Source organism: Streptomyces sp. NPDC057137, from assembly GCF_042670825.1.
Taxonomy (GTDB): domain Bacteria; phylum Actinomycetota; class Actinomycetes; order Streptomycetales; family Streptomycetaceae; genus Streptomyces.
This window is the reverse complement of record NZ_JBHUUW010000001.1, coordinates 548,354-568,290: the sequence shown is the minus strand read 5'-3', so window position 1 is coordinate 568,290 and position 19,937 is coordinate 548,354. Positions and strand designations below refer to the sequence as shown.

21 protein-coding genes and 4 pseudogenes are annotated in these 19,937 nt (G+C 69.8%); 11 read left to right on the top strand and 14 right to left on the bottom strand.

Annotation, left to right across the window (positions count from 1 at the left end; genetic code table 11):
• Window positions 1-13 precede the first annotated feature (13 nt).
• From ACFT9I_RS02540 to ACFT9I_RS02520, 5 genes are all read right to left on the bottom strand, one after another.
• Entirely contained in the window at window positions 14-3,379 is a 3,366-nt protein-coding gene (locus ACFT9I_RS02540; protein ID WP_382559563.1) for an aminotransferase class I/II-fold pyridoxal phosphate-dependent enzyme, read from the bottom strand.
• A gap of 3 nt (window positions 3,380-3,382) precedes the next feature.
• A complete protein-coding gene (locus ACFT9I_RS02535) occupies window positions 3,383-4,264 on the bottom strand; it encodes an acyl-ACP desaturase (RefSeq protein ID WP_382559561.1) in 882 nt (293 codons plus the stop codon).
• Window positions 4,261-4,521 carry an acyl carrier protein gene (locus ACFT9I_RS02530; protein ID WP_382559559.1) on the bottom strand — a complete coding sequence of 87 codons (261 nt, stop codon included), beginning with the start codon at window positions 4,519-4,521 and terminating at the stop codon, window positions 4,261-4,263. The genes ACFT9I_RS02535 and ACFT9I_RS02530 overlap by 4 nt, the downstream gene beginning before the upstream one ends.
• Before the next feature lie 101 nt (window positions 4,522-4,622).
• Window positions 4,623-5,471 (bottom strand): SAM-dependent methyltransferase, encoded by an 849-nt coding sequence (locus tag ACFT9I_RS02525; RefSeq protein ID WP_382559557.1) that lies wholly within the window; start codon window positions 5,469-5,471, stop codon window positions 4,623-4,625.
• Complete coding sequence (locus ACFT9I_RS02520) at window positions 5,455-7,275, bottom strand: AMP-binding protein (RefSeq protein ID WP_382559555.1); 1,821 nt, start codon at window positions 7,273-7,275, stop codon at window positions 5,455-5,457. The genes ACFT9I_RS02525 and ACFT9I_RS02520 overlap by 17 nt, the downstream gene beginning before the upstream one ends.
• A 548-nt stretch (window positions 7,276-7,823) precedes the next feature.
• Between ACFT9I_RS02520 and ACFT9I_RS02515 the strand changes: the two genes are divergently transcribed.
• Window positions 7,824-8,159 (top strand): low temperature requirement protein A, encoded by a 336-nt coding sequence (locus tag ACFT9I_RS02515; RefSeq protein WP_382559553.1) that lies wholly within the window; start codon window positions 7,824-7,826, stop codon window positions 8,157-8,159.
• Between the two features lie 74 nt (window positions 8,160-8,233).
• Window positions 8,234-8,437 (top strand): annotated as a pseudogene (locus ACFT9I_RS02510) (transcriptional regulator); the annotation flags it as partial.
• Between the two features lie 147 nt (window positions 8,438-8,584).
• Here ACFT9I_RS02510 and ACFT9I_RS02505 read toward each other — a convergent pair.
• Window positions 8,585-9,514 (bottom strand): M56 family metallopeptidase, encoded by a 930-nt coding sequence (locus ACFT9I_RS02505; protein ID WP_382559551.1) that lies wholly within the window; start codon window positions 9,512-9,514, stop codon window positions 8,585-8,587.
• A 15-nt stretch (window positions 9,515-9,529) separates the two neighbouring features.
• A complete protein-coding gene (locus ACFT9I_RS02500; protein ID WP_382559549.1) occupies window positions 9,530-9,916 on the bottom strand; it encodes a BlaI/MecI/CopY family transcriptional regulator in 387 nt (128 codons plus the stop codon).
• A gap of 127 nt (window positions 9,917-10,043) precedes the next feature.
• Here ACFT9I_RS02500 and ACFT9I_RS02495 point away from each other — a divergent pair, with 127 nt between their 5' ends.
• From ACFT9I_RS02495 to ACFT9I_RS02480, 4 genes are read left to right on the top strand one after another with little or no spacing between them, the layout of a single operon-like run.
• Window positions 10,044-10,751 (top strand): phosphatase PAP2 family protein, encoded by a 708-nt coding sequence (locus tag ACFT9I_RS02495; protein ID WP_382559548.1) that lies wholly within the window; start codon window positions 10,044-10,046, stop codon window positions 10,749-10,751.
• A complete protein-coding gene (locus tag ACFT9I_RS02490; RefSeq protein ID WP_382559546.1) occupies window positions 10,748-11,584 on the top strand; it encodes an undecaprenyl-diphosphate phosphatase in 837 nt (278 codons plus the stop codon). The genes ACFT9I_RS02495 and ACFT9I_RS02490 overlap by 4 nt, the downstream gene beginning before the upstream one ends.
• A 21-nt stretch (window positions 11,585-11,605) precedes the next feature.
• Entirely contained in the window at window positions 11,606-12,235 is a 630-nt protein-coding gene (locus ACFT9I_RS02485; RefSeq protein WP_382559544.1) for a DedA family protein, read from the top strand.
• Window positions 12,236-12,276: 41 nt separating this feature from the next.
• A complete protein-coding gene (locus ACFT9I_RS02480; protein ID WP_382559542.1) occupies window positions 12,277-12,417 on the top strand; it encodes a hypothetical protein in 141 nt (46 codons plus the stop codon).
• Between the two features lie 292 nt (window positions 12,418-12,709).
• Here the strand turns inward: ACFT9I_RS02480 and ACFT9I_RS02475 are convergent.
• Window positions 12,710-13,031, bottom strand: a pseudogene (locus tag ACFT9I_RS02475) (transposase); the annotation flags it as partial.
• A 99-nt stretch (window positions 13,032-13,130) separates the two neighbouring features.
• The gene (locus ACFT9I_RS02470) at window positions 13,131-13,616 is read right to left on the bottom strand and encodes a nitroreductase family deazaflavin-dependent oxidoreductase (protein WP_382559629.1); all 486 of its coding nucleotides are present in this window, start codon (window positions 13,614-13,616) and stop codon (window positions 13,131-13,133) included.
• 111 nt (window positions 13,617-13,727) lie between these two features.
• Between ACFT9I_RS02470 and ACFT9I_RS02465 the strand changes: the two genes are divergently transcribed.
• Window positions 13,728-14,372, top strand: a complete 645-nt coding sequence (locus ACFT9I_RS02465; protein ID WP_382559540.1) for a class I SAM-dependent DNA methyltransferase — start codon at window positions 13,728-13,730, stop codon at window positions 14,370-14,372.
• Window positions 14,373-14,777: 405 nt separating this feature from the next.
• Here the strand turns inward: ACFT9I_RS02465 and ACFT9I_RS02460 are convergent, their stop codons facing one another.
• Window positions 14,778-14,939 (bottom strand): hypothetical protein, encoded by a 162-nt coding sequence (locus ACFT9I_RS02460; protein ID WP_382559538.1) that lies wholly within the window; start codon window positions 14,937-14,939, stop codon window positions 14,778-14,780.
• Between the two features lie 165 nt (window positions 14,940-15,104).
• The gene (locus tag ACFT9I_RS02455; protein WP_382559536.1) at window positions 15,105-15,641 is read right to left on the bottom strand and encodes a hypothetical protein; all 537 of its coding nucleotides are present in this window, start codon (window positions 15,639-15,641) and stop codon (window positions 15,105-15,107) included.
• A 264-nt stretch (window positions 15,642-15,905) separates the two neighbouring features.
• On the opposite strand from ACFT9I_RS02455, the gene ACFT9I_RS02450 reads away from it, so the two are divergent.
• The 4 genes and pseudogenes from ACFT9I_RS02450 to ACFT9I_RS02435 form a co-directional block, all read left to right on the top strand.
• Window positions 15,906-16,028: a hypothetical protein gene (locus tag ACFT9I_RS02450; protein WP_382559534.1), complete on the top strand. Its 123-nt coding sequence runs from the start codon at window positions 15,906-15,908 to the stop codon at window positions 16,026-16,028.
• Between the two features lie 198 nt (window positions 16,029-16,226).
• A complete protein-coding gene (locus ACFT9I_RS02445; RefSeq protein WP_382559533.1) occupies window positions 16,227-16,859 on the top strand; it encodes a TetR/AcrR family transcriptional regulator in 633 nt (210 codons plus the stop codon).
• Window positions 16,860-16,899: 40 nt separating this feature from the next.
• A pseudogene (locus ACFT9I_RS02440) lies at window positions 16,900-17,253 on the top strand (acyl-CoA dehydrogenase family protein); the annotation flags it as partial.
• A gap of 68 nt (window positions 17,254-17,321) precedes the next feature.
• Window positions 17,322-17,884, top strand: a pseudogene (locus tag ACFT9I_RS02435) (3-oxoadipyl-CoA thiolase); the annotation flags it as partial.
• A gap of 163 nt (window positions 17,885-18,047) precedes the next feature.
• Here the strand turns inward: ACFT9I_RS02435 and ACFT9I_RS02430 are convergent.
• The 3 genes from ACFT9I_RS02430 to ACFT9I_RS02420 all read right to left on the bottom strand — a co-directional run bounded on the left by ACFT9I_RS02430 (window position 18,048) and on the right by ACFT9I_RS02420 (window position 19,937).
• A complete protein-coding gene (locus ACFT9I_RS02430) occupies window positions 18,048-19,031 on the bottom strand; it encodes a BtrH N-terminal domain-containing protein (RefSeq protein WP_382559531.1) in 984 nt (327 codons plus the stop codon).
• 48 nt (window positions 19,032-19,079) lie between these two features.
• Window positions 19,080-19,337: a hypothetical protein gene (locus tag ACFT9I_RS02425; protein WP_382559529.1), complete on the bottom strand. Its 258-nt coding sequence runs from the start codon at window positions 19,335-19,337 to the stop codon at window positions 19,080-19,082.
• Window positions 19,338-19,649: 312 nt separating this feature from the next.
• Window positions 19,650-19,937, bottom strand: a complete 288-nt coding sequence (locus ACFT9I_RS02420) for a hypothetical protein (RefSeq protein ID WP_382559527.1) — start codon at window positions 19,935-19,937, stop codon at window positions 19,650-19,652.

Sequence of the window (19,937 nt, the reverse complement as noted above, 5' to 3'; positions counted from 1 at the left end):
CCCTCACCGTCCGTCAGTTGGTGAACACCCCCTGGACCAGGGCGAGTTCGGCGGCCAAGGCCCGGACGGTCCCGGCGATGTCCCGTTCGCTGTGCTGAGCGGTGACGAAGAACCGTAGACGTGACTGGTGGTTCTCCACCGCCGGTGGGATGAACGGCTGCGCGTTCACACCGTGTCGGCGCATCCCGTCGGCCAGGCGCAGGGCGGTGGCGGCGTCACCGGTGATGACCGGCACGACACAGGAACCGTCCGCGCTGAGGCCGGTGTTCAGGCCCGCCTTGACGGCGAGTTCCCTGAATCGTGCCGCGCGGGCACGGGCCGTGGCCGCGCGTGCGGGGTCCTCGCGGAGCCGTTCGAGCGCCGCCAGTGCCGCGGCGGCCGCGCTCGGCGGGATGCCGACGCTGTAGATGAACCCGGGCGTCGTGTGCCGGAGATGGGTGACGAGTGCTTCGGAGCCCGCGACGTATCCGCCACAGCTTGCCAGTGCCTTGGAGAGTGTCCCCATCCGGATGTCCACGGCGTCTGCCGGGACGCCCCAGTGCTCGACGGCGCCGGCGCCGGTGGCGCCGAGGACACCGATGCTGTGTGCCTCGTCCAGGTACAGCATGACGTCGTGCCGGTGCCGGAGTTCGATCAGCGCGGGCAGGTCCGCGAGGTCGCCGTCCATGCTGTAGACGCCCTCCACCGCGACGACGACTCGTCGGTGCGAGGTTCGCTGTTCGGCGAGGAGGCGGTCCAGCGCGGCCAGGTCGTTGTGCGGGAAGGCTCGCCGACGGGCCCCGGAGAGCTGGGCTCCCTGCACGATGCTGTTGTGCGCGAACGCGTCATGGACGATGAGGTCTCCCGGGCCGAGGAGATGCCCGAGCACCGCGACGTTGGTGGGATGTCCGCCGATGAGGACGAGTGCCCGTTCCGCGTCCAGGTGCCGGGCCAGTGCCTCTTCCAGCGAGCCGTGCACCGGTCGTTCCCCGGAGGCCGCGCGGCTGGCCGACACCGAGGTGCCGTACCGGTCGATGGCCTCCTTCGCGGCCGTGGTGACCACGGGGTCCTGGGCCAGCCCCAGGTAGTCGTAGCCGGAGAAGTTGGTCAGCCGGACCCCGTCGACGACCGTGGTGGCTCCGTCGAGTTCGTCGTGCACGGCGAAGTAGGGGCTCGGCAGGCCGAGCGAGGCCAACCGGTCCGCGATCCCCGCCGCTTCGTCGCTCTCGACGGGCGGCGGCGGGGCGGGGCGCGGTACAGACAGGGGTACGGGCAGGGGTACGGACAGAGGTACGGAGCGAGGGGTGGCAGCCGTGATCCAGTCCGCGATCTCCCGCACCGTGGTGCCGTCGCGCAGGGATTCGTTGCTGAGGGGTGGCAGGCCGGGCCAGATCTCGGACAGTCGCTCGGCGAGTTCTTCGACGAGGAGGGAGTCGAATCCGAGGTCACCGACGAGCGTCTGGTCCGGTCCGAGGACATCCGGCGGGAAGTCCGACACATGGGCGATGGCCGCCAGCAGACGTGTTGTCACGGAACCGTCCGGCGCCGTGATGTGCTCGGTCTCGCCGAGCGCCCAGTGCGTGGTGGTCTCGACCGGACTGGGCGGCAGATTCACCAGGCGTCCGGCGGCCGGGGCCGGCGGCCGTCGCGCGCCGAGCAGGCGCGCGGCCTCCGGGGGTGGTGATCCGCCGAGTTCACGCGCCCCGGAGCCATGGCACCGGACCCACACGCCCGGCGGCACGGCGGCGCGGTCGCGCAGCGCCGTCGCCAACTCGGTGAGCAGCCTGGCCAGTTGGGTACGAGTCGTGGCGGCCACCACGGCTCGGGCCCGCAGCGGGGTCCGGGAGGCCAGGGTGTACGCGACATCGGTGAGGGCCGGCGGGGTCGGCCCGTCCAGCACACCGCCGAGCCGTTCGGCGTACTGGGCGAGCAGGGTGTCCGAGCCCGCCGTCAGGAGAAACAGCGATTCGTCCCCCTGCCGGGACACCGCCGTCGGCTCCGGTGCCGGCACCGAGGCTCGTTCCGGTACCCGCTCCGGTGCCTGCTCCAGCACCACATGCACGTTCGTCCCACCGAATCCGAAGGCGCTGACACCCGCCCTGCGCGGTGCGCCCCGCTCGGACCGCCATGCGTACGGTTCACGCGCGACCGCGAACGCGCCCCCGTCCGGGAGCATCGCGGGATCGGCCTGCTCACAGCCCACCTGCGGCGGGATGACACCGTGGTGGACGGCGAGGGCCGCCTTCAGCAGACCGGCGATGCCCGCGGCGGAGAGAGTGTGCCCGATGTTCGCCTTGACCGAGGAGACATGGCACTGCGCCCCGGCGGGGGATTCCGACCGCAGGTCACGCAGAGCGGCCATCTCCACCGCGTCACCGGTGGGCGTGGCCGTGCCATGGCACTCGACGAGGTCGACGCTGCCCGGCGGGACGCCCGCGTCGTCGTAGGCCCGTTCCAGACAGGCGGCCTGCCCTTCCTGACGGGGCGTCATGGGACCGGTGGAGCGCCCGTCGTTGGTACAGGCGCTGCCACGGATGACCGCGTACACCCGGTCGCCGTCGCGCCGGGCGTCGGCGAGCCGTTTGAGGACCACCATTCCGGCGCCCTCGCCGAGTACGAACCCGTCGGCGCGCCGGTCGAAGGGACGGCAGACGCCGACGCGCGAGACGACGCCGATACGGGAGAACCCGATGAGGTTGTCCGGCACCAGGTTGAGGTAGACCCCACCGGCCAGGGCCACTTCGCACTGCCCGGAGCGCAGATGGGTGACCGCCTCGTGCACGGCGGCGAGGGAGGCGGAGCACGCGGCGTCCACCACGAAGCTGGGGCCGCCCAGGTCGAAGACCGAACTGACCGACGAGGCCGCCATGTTCAGCAGGATGCCGGGCACCGTGTACGCGTTCATCGGCGCGACCGCGTCGGCGGCGGCCGCCAGGCGTTCCGCGTCCGCCGCGTCCACCGCCCCGTACTGCCCCTGGGCGAGCTGGCGGGCCCGGACGCGGGTGGTCAGCATGTCCTTGTACTCGGACACCGAGGCACCGACGTAGACCCCCGTACGGTCCCGGGGGAACGGGCCGCGCTCCAGGCCCGCGTCCTGGAGGGCGACGCGGGTCAGCTCGATCAGCAGCCGGTGCTGGGGATCGGCGACCTCGACGCGTCGTGGTGGGAGTCCGTAGTGCAGGGCGGCGAAGGAGCGTACGTCGTCGAGGTGGGCCACCCGGTCGGTGTAGGCGCCGTCGGGGTCGCGGGGATCTCCCGGGCGGTGGAACGGCTCGTGGTGCCAACGCCCGCCGACGGGGCCGCTGACCACCACGCCGTCGTGGATCAGCCGCCAGTAGTCATGGATGTCGGAGGCGCCGGGGAAACGGCAGGCCATACCGGTGATCGCGACGGAGTCCATGGCTCAGCCCTCCGTGGGAACGGTGGCACCGGCCTGAGCGGGCACCACGGCGCCGGTCTGAGCGGGCAGCACGGCGCGGGCCGACGCGGGGCCGACCGGCACGGGCCCGACCGGCACGGAGAACAGGTCACCGCGGGTGAGGCCCAGCGCTGCCAGCAGGGGCAGCACCACTTCGGTGAAGAACACGCGTGCGTCCACTCCCGCCGTACGCATGACAGTGATCCGTTCGTCGTAGTCGGGCAGCAGATCCTCGGCCGGCATACGGAAGGTGCGTACGACGTGGGCGAGATCGGCGAGCGTGCCCGCGCGGTCGTCGTCCAGGTGCACGGCGAGCATGCGCTGGTAGAAGCGGGAGTGGGCCATCTCGTCCCGTGCGACGAACCGGTACACCTCGGCCAGCACGGGATCGCCCGTCCGGCGGGCGAGTTCGCGCTGTTTCCGGTAGATCACGAAGGTCGTCAGCTCCTGCACCGCGAGGTAGCAGGTCATCCGCCGGGGATCGTCGTGCGGTGCCCGCCAGCGGCGGGCGAGGACCTGCTCGGCGTAGTCGTGCAGCTGCTCCTCGGTGCGCTGCCCGGTGCGGCGCAGATACTCGCGTAGTACGAGGGAGTGTTTGGCCTCCTCGTAGCCCCAGTTCGCCGCGAACCACGCCTGGCCGTAGTCGCCGGCCAGCAGAGACAGATGCTCGCGCAGATAGTCGGGGAGGAACATCTCGACACCGCAGAACGTCTCGGCGCAGAGCGCGAGCCGGTCGTCGCGGGGGACCTCGTCGAGCCGGTCCCAGGGCACGTCCTCGAAGAGGTTCCAGCGACGGGTGCGTTCCGCCCGTTCGAAGAACGTCATGTACTCGCGGTGGAACGCCTCACGCAGCGCACGGGAGGTCATCGGGCGCCCGCTTGCCGCTCCGGGGCCGCGGCCATCAGCACCTCGCACAGCTCACCGACCGTACGTACGCGTCCGAATGCCTCGTCCGGCAGCCGCTGGCCGATGGCGTGTTCGGCCACCGCGATCATCTCGATCAGCTGTACGGAGTCGAGCCCGAGGGCTTGCAGCTCCGTCTCCGTCGTCAGGCGCCCCAACTCGCGATGACTGACTTGCGCACCGGCGCTCTGCAACAACGCAAGTGCCTCGGCAAGGTTCATGCCACTCTCCTGATCACGTCACATGGTCGGTCGATACGCGGACTTGGCCGCACTTTGTCGATCGCTCAGTCGATCGCTCAGTCGATCGCTCAGTCGATCACTCAGTCGATACGCCGCAACGACCACTGAGCCAGGGAGTGGTACCGCTGCTCGAAGGCCCGCATACAGAAGGTGAGATAGCGGTCGTAGTCGGCGAACAACTCGTCGCCCCAGGTGGCGCGGATCAGCTTCTCGTTCCGCCGGAGGCGTTCGCGCCAGTGGCCGAGGGTGCGCGTGTAGTCCGTACGCCGGGTGCGGAGACGGACGATCTCCCAGTACGGGCCGACCGCGTGCACGATGTCCTCCATGCGTGGGGCGGCGCCGCCGGGGAAGATGCGGTCGGTGAGCCAGCCCATCTCACGGATGTCCGCCGACTCGCGCGGAACGCGGTCGTACAGGACGTGTTGGAGGCCGAAGGAAGCGCCCGGGACCGTCCACTCCCAGGCCCTTCGGAAGAAGCCCCGGAGGATGCCCAACGCCTCGCCGGTGCGCACCTGTTCCGGTCGGCACGCATGCTCGATCATGCAGATCGACGTCAGCGCGTCGAATCTCTCCACCGGCTCGTAGTCGCGGTAGTCCACACAGTGGACGGTCACACCGGGCAGGTTCAGCCGCTCGATCTCGGCGTGCTGGGCGCGGGACAGGGTGATGCCGTGCGCGTCCTTCACCTGACGTTCGGTCGCCAGATACGCCAGGTTGCCGCCCCAGCCGCACCCGATGTCCAGCACCCTGGTGTCCGGCCGGATCCCGGCGTACTCATGGATCAGGGCCAGCTTGGCGCGCTGCGCCTCATCCAGGTCGTCGGTGTCGTCGAACACCGCGCAGGTGTAGTGCAACGCGTCGCCGAGCCACAGTCGGAAGAAGTCAGGGCTCACTCCGTAGCTGATCTCGATCTCAGCCGCTGTGGACATCATGTGCCTCCGTGCGAGGGTGCGGGACGGTCGGTGGTGCGGGGAGGTGCGCGGCGAGCTGTGCGGAGAGATATCTGCGGCGTGTCTCCTGGCGCCGTGGTTTCCCCGATGTGGTCCTCGGGATCGTCCCGGGTCCGACCGTGACGACATCGCGGACGTCCAGCGCCAGGTGTTCCGCCACGACGCGCCGGACCGACCCGTCCAGGGCGGGTGCCGCGTCGGCGCGACACTCCACGACCACGACGACCTCTTCGGTGTGCGACGAGGGTGCGAAGAGTGACGACGGGGACGCGGGCCGGGTGAAGGCCACCACGCCTCCGGCGCGGACCCCGGGCAACGCCTCCACCAGCCATTCGAGCCGAGTCGGGTCGGTGTTGCGGCCGTTGACGACGAGTACGTCCTTCAGGCGCCCGGTGACGCGCAGTTCACCGTCGGCGAGATAACCGCGGTCCCCGGTGCGCAGCCAGCCGTCCTCCCGGAAGGTCTCGGCGTCGGCGTCGTCACCGATGTACCCGGCGGCGACCGAGGGACCGCGAACCCAGATCTCCCCGATCGAGCGATCGGGGCGGATCGCACCCCGGCCGTCGACCACGGTGACCTCGTGCCCGGGGAACGGCCGTCCGCAGTTCACCACCTCCAGCGGTTCCTCTCCGCCGCCGGCCGGAACCGCCCGGTCCGTGTCCCGCAGGGCGGCGGGCGAGACGGCATCGGCCCGTGCGCCGCGTCCCCGCGCGCCGAAGGTCACCGCGAGTGTCGACTCGGCCAGCCCGAAGCACGGGAGCAGCGCGGCCGGATCGAGTCCGGCGCCGGCGTACGCCTCGGTGAACCCGTGGAGCGTACGGGTGTTGACGGGCTCTCCTCCGCAGCCGAGTACGCGTACCGATGACAGATCGAGTCCGGCGACGTCCTCGGCCCGTACCCGTCGAGCGGCGAGTCCGAAGGCGAAGTTCGGGGCGAAGGTGATGGTGCCCCTCACCTGGGACATCGTGCGCATCCACACCCCGGGGTCACGGACGAACGTCCGGGCGGGCAGCAGGGTCACGGGCAGTCCCGCCACCAGCGGGGCGAGTACGAATCCGACCAGGCCCATGTCGTGGTGGAGCGGCAGCCAGCTCACCGCGTGATCACGGTCGGGGTCGACGGCCAGACCGTGCCGCATGATGGCGTGCGCGTTGGCGGTCACCGCACCGGCGGTCGCGGCCACCGCGCGGGGACGACCGGTGCTGCCGCTGCTGAACTGGAGGTAGACGGTCCGGTCGGCGCGGAAAGGGACGGGTTCCTGCGGGCCGACCGCGTCGACGGTGTCCAGGAATTCGTACGAGTACGAGTACGAGTACGCGTACGCATGCGAATTCGGGTACGCGGAAAGATGCGTACGCGCGGACGAATTCGGCTCCTTGGATGAAAGAGGGTGCGTACGAATGCCGGACAGCAGTGGGAGGGTTGTTTCCGGCGCGACGAGGGCGTGCGGCTCGGCGATCCTCAGGGCTTCACCGAGCGCCTCACACCAGACGTCCCGGCGCCCGAGCGGAGGCGGCGGAGGGACCGGCACCGGCACCAGACCGGCCCATACGGCGCCGAGGAACGCGCGCACGAAAGGACCGGGATCGGCGGCGACCAGGGCGACCCGGTCCCCGGTACGCAACCCCGTGGCGAGGAGTCGACCGGCTGACTCTCTTACAGAGGTGAGCAGTTGGGCGCGGGACAGAGTGACCGTCTCCCCGTCCGCGCCGACATAGGCATGAGCGGGGCGCGGGTCCCCCTCGTACATCTGGAGCGTCGATGTGATCCATCGGTCACGCACCGGGCATGCACACCTTTCGGCCCTTCACGGAATTGAGGTGCCCGATAATAGCCAGGTGATTCCATTCCAAGAAATGGGACCGCTTTTACCGATAATCTTTTCAATCTCAAGCCCTGGCGACGGCCCATGGCCGAAGCGCCGAAGGACACCCCGCCCCAGCCACCCCGCCACCGGCTCCCGGGTGGCCCGGAACGAGTGCAGACCCGCATCCGGCCCGCCCGCCGGGGTGGGCCCCCCACCAGCAGGGGAAATCCCTGCGCCCCGCAGTTGTCGTACTCGCAGCCTCGGGCGGCATGGGCCGCGCCATCGCGGCCAGCCGGAAGGCATTCGCCGTCGCCACCGGCCTCGGCCCGGTCGACGCGCTCGTCCGCCTGCGTCCTCATCGGCTCCATCCAGGCAGGATTCGGCGAACCCAGCATGGCTCCGCCCAGGTCGAATACATCAACGGTGAGACCATCCCCTGCTCCGCTGACCGAGGCCGAGCGAACCAGGCTGCCGGCGCCGCTCAGGTCCTCACCGGCCCTCCCCGCAGGGGCACCCATCACCGGTTGCTCGGCGACGTACAGCGCGTCAACGCTTCCGTAGCGGTCATCACCGGCGCCGCGCAGACAATGGTCCTGCTTCTCGCGGCCTGGTGGGCCTGGACCTCCACGGCCTGGTTCACCAACTTCTTCGACCCCGAGCGGCCGCCCGTACGCCTGGTGCTCATCGCCCTCACGCCGGCCGACCACCGCCCGGCCCCGGAGTTCGGTTCACCGGGCCCCGGACCACTTCCGGGCAGAACATCTCGGTCGAGTCGGCAGTGGGTAGGCATCGCGGCGTTCAGCGCCGTCGACAAGGCCGGACGGATCCTGCTGCGGCGGCGCCTCCGCACCGGCCAGTAGGTGCTGCCGATGGGCAGGACGGACCTCGGCGAGGCCCCCGGCCATTGCTGGTCGCGGGCGCCGCGCCGCGCGCTCTGCGCGCCCTGGCCGGCACCGCCCCCGACCTCACCCAGCTCGTCGGCGAACTACTCCTGAAAAGACCCGACTTCGCCGGGTTGTGGGAGCGCTACGAGGTCACCGGCCGCAAGTACACCACCAAGACCTTCCAGCACCCCCAGGTCGGCACGGTCACATTCGCCTTCCAGGCCATGGCCCTCGAAGGCACCCCCGGCTCAAAACGCATGATCAGCTCAGAAAATATGCCTGCCTTGCCGCCGGCGCACCCGCAGCCTTTCGTTCGAATGGCGCCTACCGGCGTGTGCCTGGACTGCGCTGAGAGGAGGCGGCGCAGCCGGCCGGGGTAAGCACGGACTGCTCCACCGTGGTCATCGGGCGTGAGCGAGTTCCAGGAACTCGTGCAGATCGTGAGCGGCTTCCAGCGCGCACACGCTGCTCACCGCAACGAGTACGCCTGCGGTCAGGAGGAGGTGGGCCGGGCTGCGCGGGGCGGGTTTGAGCAAGGCGGCGACCCGCCGGGGGACGACACCTTGCCCTGGGCGCCGGCCGAGGACACCCAGTGCGGCGCCAGGCAGGTTTCGGGCGCGGGTGCGCTTCGTGGCCACGGCGGCTCTGGCCACGGTTTCGGCGACGGCGCGCCGGTCGCCGGTGGTGTGGGCGGCTTCCTCGTCGGCCCAGCGCTCGACGGTGAACTCGACCGCCGTGGCCAACGGCCGTAGCAGCGGGTTGGCGGCGGCCGTCAACTGCGCGAGCGTGACGAACGCGTAGTGGTGGTGGTCCAGGTGCGCTTTCTCGTGGGCCAGGATGATGTCGTGGCCGACGGAGTCGAGGGCGTCGAGCATGCCGTTCGAGATGACGATGCGGCCAGGAAGGCCGGGCACCGTGTAGGCGTCGGCGTGCCGGTCGTCGGTGACGACGACGGCGTCCGGCCCAGGGAGACAGGCCGCGTCCAGTGCCGCTGACCACAGTGCTCCGGCACGGCGTGCGGTGAAGCGGATGGTGGTCGTCGCCGCGAGAAGGAGCAGAATCGCTCCCGCGGCGGCCGCCGGCCAGGCTGCTGGATCCTCGCGGGCGATCACCTCCGGCGAGTACCCCTCAAGTCCGGAGATCAGCGGGATGCGCACCAGTCCTGCCAGGGCGAGCAGACCCAGAACAACGGTGCTGGACGCGGCGAGGACCAGTCCGGCGACGGTCAGCAGCCAGGTCGCCAGCCGCGGTTCCAGGCGGCGGGCCAGCGGGCCCGCACTCACACCGGCCAGTACGGGAAGCAGCAACGGCAGGTAGACGGCCAGACGCATCGGTACGCGTCCCCGCTACTCGTCGCTGCCCAGCAGGCGGCGCAGCAACTCTTCGTCCGTGTCGGACAGTTCATCGACGAAACGGGTCAGGACCGAGGCGCGGTCGCTGCCGCCTTCCATGACCTGGTGCATGTGCTTGGCGGTCAGTCCCGACTCGTCGGTGACGGGCGTGTAGGCGTAGCCGCGGCCCTGTGGTGTGCGGTGCAGGACACCACGGCTGTGCAGGCGGGCGAGCGTGGTGGAGACGGTGGTGTGCGCGAGCGGCGTGGTCAGGCGTTCGGCCACGTCGCCAGGTGTCAGAGCACCACCCGCGGAGTGCAGCAGAGCGAGGATCTCGGCCTCCAGCGCACCGTTGGCCCGGCGTCCGCCGCCCGCTCCCGGTGCCTGTTCCTGAGCGCCCAACGCCCGCCTCCTGCCTTCGTGGTCTACAGTCTCCAGTAGCTTCTATTCGCGAATAGAAGCTACCGTTCCCGTCCGGTCTCCGCCGCCATGTGTCTGCCTGCGGCGGCCTCTGCTCACAGGATGCCTGATGTACTCCTCGCCTGACCACAGCCCTCGAAGTGCGGGCTCGCCGTGGTGGTCGGCGGCGATCGTCTGGATGGGCAGCGCCGTTCTGCTCGGAGCCCTGGTCGCCGCCGTTTCGGCGCACCCGGGGCCGTTCGCCTTGGACGCCGACCTGCACCGGTGGGTTCTGGGCCACCGTCCGGAGTGGGCGCGGCAGGTGGCCGTCGCCGTCACCACGACCGGCAGCGGAGTCCCCGCCTACGCTCTCGCGGCGCTGGCCGGAGCCCTCGCCCGACGCACTTCGGCCTGGCGCGGTGCCCTCGCGGGGCTGATCGCTCTTGCCTCGGCGCAACTGGTGCGCATCACCTTGGCCAGGGCGCTGGCACGGCCCCGCCCGTCGGCCGAGGACTGGGCCACGGAGGCCAGTGGCTGGGCGATGCCGTCCGGGCACACGACGACGTCCATGGTGGTCGCCGTCCTGCTCACCCTGGCCGTGCATCGCCGGGTCCGTGGCCGGGGGCGTCCGCTCCTGCTCGGGCTCCCGGTGCTCTGGGCCGTCGCCGTGGGCCTGAGCCGCGTCTACCTCGGCGTGCACTGGCCGACCGATGTCGCGGCGGGCTGGCTGCTCGCCGCGTTCTGGGCGGCATCGGCCGCACTCCTCGTTCTCCTGTGGCGTCGCCGACCAGCTACTCGCGCCGTTTACGTGTCCTCTGAGGAAAGGCAGCGCCCGTGAGCGCCATCAGTGTCGGACAGGCCGTGATCCTCGGCGTGGTGGAGGGAGTGACGGAGTTCCTGCCCGTCTCCTCCACCGGCCACCTCAAGATCACCGAAGGGCTGATGGACATCCCCGTGGACGACCCGTCCGTCGTCGCGTTCACCGCCGTGATCCAGGTCGGCGCCATCGCCGCCGTCCTCCTCTACTTCTTCAAGGACATCGCCCGCATCACGGGCGCCTGGGGACGCGGGCTGCGCCAGCGCGACCAGCGTCGTAACCACGACTACAAGTTCGCCTGGTGGGTCATCTACGCCACCATCCCCGTCGTCATCGTCGGGCTGGCCGCCAAGCCCCTGATCGACGGCCCGCTGGGCTCGCTGTGGGTCGTGGCCGGTTCGCTCATCGTCGGCAGCGGCCTGATGTGGGCCGCCGACCGGATGGGCCGACACACACGCGGCGAGGACGACACCACCCTCAAGGACGCCATGCTCGTGGGCTCCTCCCAGATCCTGGCCCTCCTCTTCCCCGGCTTCTCACGGTCCGGCGCCACCATGTCCACCGGGCTCATCCTCGACCTGGACCGCGTCGCCGCTACCCGGCTGTCCTTCTTCCTCGGCATTCCCGCCCTGACCGGCGCGGGTGTGTACGAGCTCAAGGACGCCGTCGGAGCCGGAGCGGCCACCGCTCCGCTGATCGTGGGCACCCTGGTCTCGTTCGTGGTCGCGTACGCCTCCATCGCCTGGCTGTTGAAGTTCATCGCCCGGCACAGCTTCAACGTCTTCGTCGTCTACCGAATCGCCATCGGGGTACTCCTGTTCGCACTCCTGGCGACCGGCACCCTCAGCGCCTGACCCGATACCCGGAGCCCGACCATGACCCTGGCCCTCGGCCCGCAGTGGCTCGACCCCGACCACCTGATCTCCACGTTCGGCCTGATCGGCATCCTCGTCATCGTCTTCGCGGAGTCCGGCCTTCTCATCGGCTTCTTCCTGCCCGGTGACTCCCTGCTGTTCACCACCGGACTCCTCGTCGCCGGGCACAAGTACCTCAGCCAACCCCTCTGGCTGGTCTGCCTGCTCATCGTTCTGGCCGCCGTCCTGGGGGACCAGACCGGCTACCTCATCGGCCGCAAAGCGGGGCCCGCCCTCTTCCGGCGCCCTGATTCCCGTCTGTTCAAACAGGAGAACGTCGAGAAGGCCAACGCCTTCTTCGAGAAGTACGGCCCTCGCTCGATCGTCCTGGCCCGCTTCGTTCCCATCGTGCGCACCTTCACACCGGTCATCGCCGGAGTCAGCGCCATGCACTACCGCACGTTCGTCACCTTCAACGTCATCGGCGGAACGCTCTGGGGAATCGGCGTCACCGTGCTGGGCTACTTCCTCGGCCAGATCGACTTCGTCAAGGCGAACATCGAACTCATCCTGATCGCAATCGTCGTGGTGTCGCTGCTGCCGATCGTCTTCGAGTACGTCCGTGCCCGGCGCCGGAGCCGCCGACCGTAGGATCCCGTCCATACCGCGCGCCGACCCGCTCGTACTTCTGGGTGGTCAAAGTGCTGTGCACGACGGTCGGCGAGACCGCCGCCGATCCACTGAACGTGGGCCTGGGACTGGGACTGGGCCGGGTCACCACCCCGTACCTCATGGCCGATCTGCCGGCCGTCGCTCTCGCTTCGGCGACGTAACGGGTTACGACGGCACGCGACTGCCGGCTTCGGCACTCCGGTTCGCTCCACCCGCTGCCGACGGACGCGGACCTGCAACGGTGGGAGTACGACCCGGACACGGCGGACGACCTGCTGGGGCAGACCGCCATCACCGGCGGAGAGAGGTCGGGAAGGGCGAGAAGACCCGCTCGTTCACGGTGACGGCGGCCAATGACGGGCAGCGGCCCGTCGTGGTCGACCGACGATCCCGACGGGCGGTCCGGCCGGCATCGAGTGCGGCCGGCCCGGGACCATCCGATGCTCGCTTTCACTGGCCGAATGTGTGGCAAAAGGCCCGGTCAGCAAAGGTGTTGGCATCGTGCCGAAGCCACGGTGTTACGTCCACAGCCGGCACCAGGCGGCCGTCCGCAGACCTCGGCAGCGGCATCCCGACGAGGGCGCGACGCAGCCGGGTCGACCAACGTCCGCGCCGGGCCGTCCGTGCGCAACTGTGCGTCGCACAACTCGAACAACGCGTCGCCCCGCGCGGTCGGACACGCGTACAACTCCGGCCGGAAGCGCGACACTTCCGCGAACGCATCCCGTAGAACGCCCCGATGCACCCGACTCACGAGACCTTGTTCAGTTCGCATTCCGGGGACAAGGCCAAGTGAGACTGTCCATGTTTGGCACGGACTCCTGTCCCCAGCCGCGTGGCGCCTTGCCCGGCCGAACGAGTGAGGCCGGGGGGTTCAGTTACTCGTCGAAGGCGCTGGGGCGTCCGCCGGCCCTGCCGCATCCACGGGTTCCAGCACGAAGACGGGGATCACACGGTCAGTTTTCTCCTGGTACTCGGCGTACGGCGGAAACGCGGCGACCGCCCGCTCCCACCACTCGGCCTTCTCGGCCCCGGTGATCTGACGGGCCGTCATGTCATGGCGTACGGCCCCGTCCTGGAGTAAAACGTGCGGGTCGGACTTGACGTTGAAGTACCAGACCGGGTGACGCGGGAAGCCACCGTTCGAGGCCACGGCTGCGTACCGCCCCGCGTGCTCCACACGCATCAGCGGGATCTTGCGGATCTTGCCGCTTTTCGCGCCGCGCGTCGTGACAATGACGACGGGCAGGCCCGTGTCCCAGAGCGTCGCCCCCTGCGTGCCGCCCGAACTCTCGTACTGTTCGACCTGTTCGCGCACCCACTGCACCGGACTCGGCTCGTACTCGCCCTCAAGAGACATCGTGGCCCCCTCGTCGTCGCTCACGGATGATGTTGCGCAGTCCAGCACAAGCCTGGCGCGGAGGCGAGACCGCGGTCCCGCTGTCAGATGGCTGGACTACTGTGCCGGAGCATGAAGCCGGACAGCTGGTTGGCGGACACCCGCACCTCGTACGACACGGTCGCAGTCAGCTACGCGGACCAACTGCGCGAGGCCCTGGGCGGGTTGCCGTACCTCCGGGCGGCGCTGGGCCTGTTCGCCGACGCCGTCGCTGAGGCTGGTGGCGGGCCGGTGGCGGACGTGGGATGCGGGCCGGGACACATCACCGCCCACCTGCACAGCCTGGGCGTCGACGCCTTCGGCATCGACGTCTCCCCGGGGATGGTCGGCGTGGCTCGAAGCGATCACCCTGAACTCCGTTTCGAGGTGGGCTCGATGACGGATCTCGACCTCGCTGACGAGTCGATCGCCGGTGCGCTCGCCTTCTGGTCGTTGATTCATGTCCCCGACGACGAGGTCCCCACGGTCCTCGACGGCCTCAGGCGGGCACTGCGCCCCGACGCACCACTGCTGATCGGCTTTCACGTGGGCAACGAATCGCGGCTGAAGACGCAGGGCTACGGCGGCCACCCGATGAGGGTCCATGTCCACCGGCGCCGACCCGCCCAGGTGAGCGCCTGGCTGCGCGGGTCCGGGTTCACGGTCGAGGCCGAGATGCTGCTTGACCCCGAGGACAGCGTCCCCGGAGCGATCCTCTTCGCGCGCCGTCGCTCGTAGAGGTCAGGTCAGGGCGCTGCGGAATCGCCTCGTCCCGTACGAGGGCCCGCAGAACGTTGAGGCGGCGCCTGGCGAGGGCGAGGACGGCCTGCTTGTGTCCCTTGCCCTCGCCGCGTTCGCGGTCGTAGAGCTTCTTGGAGATGGGGCAGCAGCGCGCTGCGATCTGGGCGGAGAGATGGAAGACCCGCAGGAGCCGCCGGCGGTCTTCCCGTCGCCTCGGTAGGCGGCAGACGCGTGGTCGATCGTGCGGCCGGGTCCTTGCGCAGCGATGCTCTTCGCCTATCCCAACCAGCGGTTCAGACGAAGGCCGCCTTCACGGAATCCGCCGATCTGGTAATCCAGTCCCGCCTGAAACGTCAAGCGGGGGACGACTGCCCGCATCGCGTCGTACAGCGCGGGCGCCACCTAGTAGACGGCCGTCGCGAGCAACTCGTCCTCACCACGCGGGAAAAGATCCCTGACACTCAGCACTTCGTCCCGCGTGAGGTCCGTGACATGGACGGCGCGATCGTCGCTGTCCCAGCCAGTAAGTTCCCACGCGAAACGCTCGATACCAGCACCGACCATGCCACTACCGTACGGCTGATCAATAGGGCTGGTTGAACGACGAGCCAAGGATGCGAGGGAGGAACCCGGTCTTCCCGCGACGCCGGGTCGGCGGCGTGCTGTTTCCGCCCCGCCCCCAGCGGGCGACGACGGCCTTTCTCGCCGACATTTCACCCGAGGGTCTGCCTACTTGATCAGGGCATTCGCGATAATGATCACCAGGCCGATCAGCATGTCCAGGGCCCCCGCACGGCACGAGGACGGCCATCCGTGCCCAGCGGTGCGGGCGGCCCAGGCGCCCCAGCCGAACAGGGCGACCGTGTTGAACAGCAGGGCTGCGTCGGCAGCCGTGGCTTCTGCCCACCACCCCGCTTCCGCGGCAAGCAGTATCGCCACCGAGGGCAGCACGGCGGCGACCAATGGCCACTCGGCGAGCACCAACCGAAGTCTGCTCATGGTGGCTGCCCCGTCGACGGTCGCACGCTGGGCGATGACGTGCGCGTACCCATGGGCGGCGCCCGACGCCAGCGCGGTGAGCAGTACCCACAGCGCGTCCGGACCGGGATCGGCCTTCTCGCCCGGTGCGTCCAGCGCGGCCACCAGGGCGCTGGCCAGTACCAGGCCGTAGATGCCGCTGAACAGCGACCGCTCCAGCTGCCGGTGGCGCGAGGCCACCCTTGGTGCGACGCCCCTTCGGCGGACATGGTCGGCGCGCTCGGGCATCGCATCGCCTCGGTGGGGGAGGAGGGTTGGGTCCGCACATACTCACCCGCGTGACGTCGGAGAACACGACGCCACGCGCAAGATGGGCCGCGTCCACCCCCTCAGTGAGGCCGGCCGCACCGTCGCCTCGGGAGCGTCGGCAAGAGCCTGTTCGAAGACCGTGCGGGAGAAGTCCACTGCGGCCTGGCGCAGACGCAGTGCGGCCGTTGACGACCAGCGGGTCCGCCGGCATTCCGGGCGACGCGCGGCGAACGAGAGGGGCGCATGGCCGCTGAACAGGTCCCGCAACTGGTCGGTGTCCAGGCGGCCGTGGTCGAGCGCGCCGTACAGCGAGCCGTAGCCACGACGACCGGCACCAGCACATTCGTCCCACGGCCTCCCTCGTGAACTGTCCGAAGCTGTAGCTGAGTTCAGGATCACGGGCACGAGTGCCTTCACGGCGACACGCCGGGCTGCCGCTACCTCAACGAGCTCGACCCGCACTTCAGGTCCCGCTGACGCCTCTGGTCGTGCCGGCTTGACAGGTTCGGGGACGACGCAGAACACTAACGGCGTTAGATGTTCTAACGTCGCTAGGGGTTTGTGGTGGGGAAGCGGGAAGAGGTCCGTCGGCGGACGTTCGCCGAGATCCTGGAGACAGCCGGCCGGATGGCCGAGACCGAGGGCTGGCGGGCGGTGACCATCCGGCGGATCGCCGCCGAGATCGGTTACAGCGCGCCGGTGATCTACCAGCACTTCTCAAGCAAGGAGGCCGTACTGCACACGCTGCTGGAGCGGGCCAACAGTGAGTTGGCGGAGCGGATGCGGGCCGCGGTTGCCGGCGAACCGGCGTCACGGGGACCGCACTTGGCGGCGGCCGCGTACCTGGAGTTCGCCCGGTCACGGCCCAGCCTGTACCAACTCATGTCGGGCGCACCCGGCACGGACGTCGACGCCTCCACCCGCCGCGCCGCCGCCTCCGACGTGATCGCCTTCACCGGGCAGCTGATCGGCGCGTGGGCGGCCGAGACCGCGGCCGAGCCCGCCAGTGTCGAGGACGCCTGCGACCTGCTGTGGGGCACGCTGCACGGCCTCGCGAGTATCGGGTCGATCGAGGACGTCGGCTTCGACCGCGCCCTGCGCCTGGCCGACCAGGCGGTGACGGCGCTGCTCGGCTACTGGTCAGCCTCGACCGTGAACCCCGAAGGCCGCCCGCAGACCATCAAGGGAGAGAAATGATCTATCACCACAACCGCTTCACCTTCAAGACGACTCCACCCAGCGCGAGCAGTTCGGCAAGCCGATCGCCTCGCACCAACTGGTGCAGGAGATGCTCGCCGACATCAAGGCCGAGCTGGACGCGGCCCGGCTGCTGGTGTGGCGGGTCGCCGACCTGATCGAGCGCGGGCTGCCGTTCGCCACCGAGTCGTCGGTCGCCAAGCTCTACGCCTCCGAGGCCGCCGTCAAGGCCTCCAACACCGCGCTGCAGCTCTTCGGTGGCTACGGCTTCATCGACGAATACCCGGTCGGCAAGTACGTCCGCGACGCCCGGGTGATGACCCTGTACGAAGGCACCAGCCAGATCCAGAAGCTGCTCATCGGCCGCGCGCTGACCGGCATCAACGCCTTCTGACCAGCGCCCAGCAGCCCTGACCCGGCAGTCACCAGTGAAGGAGCCCGAAGAGGCGCCCCGTCCACTTCGCCGGACTTGAGGCCGTCAGCACGGCGGCGCGGGCCATCGCCTCCGGCGAGGCGGACATCGTGCTGGCGGGCGGCTCCGAGCCGATGAGCCGCGCCCCCTTCGTCCTGCCGCGCGCCGAGACCGCACTGCCGCACAACATCGAGATCTTCGACACCAAGCTCGGCCGGCGGATGACCAATCCGAGGATGCGCGAACTGCACGGCGTGCTGTCCATGGGCGAGACCGCCGAGGAGGTCGCCGCCCGATACGGCGTCAGCCGCGAGCAGCAGGACGCCTTCGCCCTGAGCAGCCGTCAGAAGGCTGCGGCAGCACGCGAGGACGGCCTGTTCGACGCGGAGATCGCGCCGGTGACCCTGGCCGAGCTCGGACTGGAGCCGCTGGGACGCTGTGCGGCGGGCGCCAGCGCGGTGTGGACCCCGATGAGCTGGGCTTCGACCCGGCGCCGGTCAACCCGGAGGGCGGGGCGATCGCGCCGGTCAACCCGCAGGGCGGCTCGGGTGCGCGGGGCCTGGCCACGATGTGCGTGGGCGTCGGGCAGGGCACGCACCGCCGTGCTCGTTGACCGACGTCACCCGCGGTGGCGTCGGCGGATCAAGCGCACCATCCCGGAACCGGGGAGCCGCGTGCCAACCGTCAGCGGCGGTGGGAGCGAGGGCGGCGGGCCCGCAGGCTTCGATGCTGCAACCTTCAACCTGCAAGCGCGAGAACGAAGTTGAGCGGACGATCTAGAGCATGCTGAGCGCCTGCATCGCATCGCGTTCGACGCGCGACAGCTCATGGAGGATGGAGCCGGCCCGTATGAGGTCGTTCGAGTCACCGGTTTCGCCCGCTGTCGCGACGAGCGCGGCCACCTGTGTCCAGAGCGTGGCGGCCTCGGCGTACAGGCTGTGGCCGGTGCGCAGGTGGCTGCTGTCGATCAGCTGGGCACTCTCCGCGAGGAAGTCCCGGTAGAGATTGCGGAACAGGGCGCCGCCGGTGCCGGCCCTCTCCATGAGCACGGCGGCCCGTGGCAGGTCCTCCTGCGGATTGTCGCTGCGCTGAAGCCACTTCGGCACTTGCTTGGCGGTCTTCTCGATGCCCCGGTGGCCCAGATTCGCGATGGGCGGGTTGAGGAAGGCGTCGGCGCAGGTCTTGATCGCGGGGATGATCCGGTCCTGCGGTGACGTCGGGCCGTTGGGCACCGTGATGGTGAAGGAGCGGTGCTTCGCGGTCATCGGGCCGCGCTCGGCCCTTGCCCTGGCCAGGCCGGCGAGGCTGGTCGAGACGGCTCCGCCCTGCGGAGCGGTGTCCACCAGGTAGGCGTCCTGTTCGTCGTAGCCGTACATCGCCACGACGTGCCCGCCGAAGTGCACCTTGGTGCTGAAGTAGTCCAGGTGGTAGCTGTCGAGCTGAAGGCCGACCGGCCGACCGGCGTCGATGGGCGCCGCCACGTTCTGCCATGCCTTGCGCGGGGAGGTGGTCTCCCCGACCAGCAGCTCAAGCCCGAGCGCGGCGGCCAGGTTCCTGGTCAGCTCGAAAGGCCTGACCCGGCCTCCCAGGAAGGGGAAGCCCATGGCTTTGCTGTCCCAGTAGATGAAGGACAGCCCGGAGCCAAGCCCGAACAACATGGGCTCGGACAGGTCCAGTCCCTCATGCCGCAGCAGCACGCCCAGCGCCGTCGTCTCACAGTGCTGCATACCGCGGACATCGAGGTCTCTCACCATGGCCATGCCGCTGATTCTTCCTCCTTCCGCCTTGACCGAACTCGCCTCAGTCGTTCAGATCACGAACAGAACCGGGTCGGCCTCGGCCGCCTCGGGCTGGGGATTGGGCAGGTCGAACAGAGGCTGTTCGCCGGGCATCGGCATATCCACGATGCCGAGGGATCCGGGGCAGGACACCAACGAGCCGTCCGAGTCGCGGCGCGCGCCCGGGGCGTCGTGCCGCCAGACGCGGCCTCGCCGAATCTGGCCGGCGACCGGCCCGGCAGCGATCGCACGATCGCAGACGGCGCAGTTCACGCGGGGAAGTTTCACACGGACCAGTGTGACGCAGCCCGACGGACGACGGTGCGCCGGACCGCACCGCTCCCGGCTTCACCGCAAGGCCTGCCCGGTGCGACAACACCACGATCAGCGCCCGCCGATCCACCACGCTCATCCGCAGCCGGCCGCGTACCTCCACCGACTCAGCAAGACGCCTCGGCGGATAGTCCGGGTGATGCTCCGCGTCCGTACGAACTCCAGAACCGCGGATCACCCGTCGTAAGGCGGGCACTACTCGGCACTACCAGGCATGCCGGGAGACGACGAAGCCCTCGACCCGAAGTGGAGGGCCTCCGCGCGGGACTACGCCCGGAAGAGGTCCGTACACACCAGACATATCAGCGAGCCTGCCCACACCTCTCGCGCCGCCTCCGCATCCTCGGCCAGCCGGTGCCCCGCCACACCCCACAGACCGGCGCCCAACAGAAGCAGCAGACCGAACATGGCACCCGACCCGACCACCACAAGACCCACAACCCCCAACGCAGCCGCGCCGGCCACCTTCGCATCGACCGCGTCCGGCTGCGCGTACGACTTCTTCAGCGGCGAATCCGACGGCAACGACTTCCAGTAGTGCGGCAGATTCTGCAC

Excerpts from the sequence above, each read along its gene's own strand:
- ACFT9I_RS02540 (WP_382559563.1), bottom strand. The coding sequence starts at position 3,379 with ATGGACTCCGTCGCGATCACCGGTATGGCCTGCCGTTTCCCCGGCGCC.
- ACFT9I_RS02535 (WP_382559561.1), bottom strand. The coding sequence starts at position 4,264 with ATGACCTCCCGTGCGCTGCGTGAGGCGTTCCACCGCGAGTACATGACG.
- ACFT9I_RS02530 (WP_382559559.1), bottom strand. The coding sequence starts at position 4,521 with ATGAACCTTGCCGAGGCACTTGCGTTGTTGCAGAGCGCCGGTGCGCAA.
- ACFT9I_RS02525 (WP_382559557.1), bottom strand. The coding sequence starts at position 5,471 with ATGTCCACAGCGGCTGAGATCGAGATCAGCTACGGAGTGAGCCCTGAC.
- ACFT9I_RS02505 (WP_382559551.1), bottom strand. The coding sequence starts at position 9,514 with ATGCGTCTGGCCGTCTACCTGCCGTTGCTGCTTCCCGTACTGGCCGGT.
- ACFT9I_RS02495 (WP_382559548.1), top strand. The coding sequence starts at position 10,044 with ATGTACTCCTCGCCTGACCACAGCCCTCGAAGTGCGGGCTCGCCGTGG.
- ACFT9I_RS02485 (WP_382559544.1), top strand. The coding sequence starts at position 11,606 with ATGACCCTGGCCCTCGGCCCGCAGTGGCTCGACCCCGACCACCTGATC.
- ACFT9I_RS02470 (WP_382559629.1), bottom strand. The coding sequence starts at position 13,616 with ATGTCTCTTGAGGGCGAGTACGAGCCGAGTCCGGTGCAGTGGGTGCGC.
- ACFT9I_RS02465 (WP_382559540.1), top strand. The coding sequence starts at position 13,728 with ATGAAGCCGGACAGCTGGTTGGCGGACACCCGCACCTCGTACGACACG.
- ACFT9I_RS02460 (WP_382559538.1), bottom strand. The coding sequence starts at position 14,939 with ATGGTCGGTGCTGGTATCGAGCGTTTCGCGTGGGAACTTACTGGCTGG.
- ACFT9I_RS02455 (WP_382559536.1), bottom strand. The coding sequence starts at position 15,641 with ATGCCCGAGCGCGCCGACCATGTCCGCCGAAGGGGCGTCGCACCAAGG.
- ACFT9I_RS02450 (WP_382559534.1), top strand. The coding sequence starts at position 15,906 with ATGGCCGCTGAACAGGTCCCGCAACTGGTCGGTGTCCAGGCGGCCGTG.
- ACFT9I_RS02430 (WP_382559531.1), bottom strand. The coding sequence starts at position 19,031 with ATGGCCATGGTGAGAGACCTCGATGTCCGCGGTATGCAGCACTGTGAG.